1 pseudogene is annotated in these 413 nt (G+C 68.0%); it reads left to right on the top strand.

From position 1 onward, the window contains the following. Nucleotides 1–264, top strand: a pseudogene (locus HV824_RS35945) (hypothetical protein); the annotation flags it as partial. Between the last annotated feature and the right edge of the window lie 149 nt (nucleotides 265–413).

The raw sequence follows: 413 nt of genomic DNA, 5'->3' as shown, positions 1-413 counted from the left end.
CTGTCCAAGCCCACCCAGGACGCGCTGGCGCAGCGGGCGCAGGTGGTAGGCGCGGCCTCCGGTGGTGAAGAAAAGCCGGAGCCCCTGGCCCTCTTCTTCGCGAATGTCCCTCCGCCTCCGGATGTTACGGAGGTCTCGCTGGTCCGGGAGGAGGGAGACGTGGCGACAGTGCTCGTGCGCGCGGGAGGCAACTCTCACGAGGTCCGGATGGTCCGTGAACCGTCCGGATGGAAGGTCGACCTTTCAGCATCCCTCCAGCCGTGAAGCCGGGCATGCCCGGAAAACTCGCACCAGGTAACGTACGACTGTGAACGACAGGAAGACACGGCGGGTGATTCCCGCGGTCGAAGTCATCCGGCGCCCGGCATCGACGCCCGGCACTGCCGCTCCGACCCCGACTCCGGCGCCCACGC

Origin of the sequence: Myxococcus sp. AM009 (assembly GCF_013372605.1) — a bacterium.
Classification (GTDB): domain Bacteria; phylum Myxococcota; class Myxococcia; order Myxococcales; family Myxococcaceae; genus Myxococcus; species Myxococcus vastator.
The sequence above is the reverse complement of the archived record's forward strand: the minus strand, read 5'-3'. Positions and strand labels throughout refer to the sequence as shown.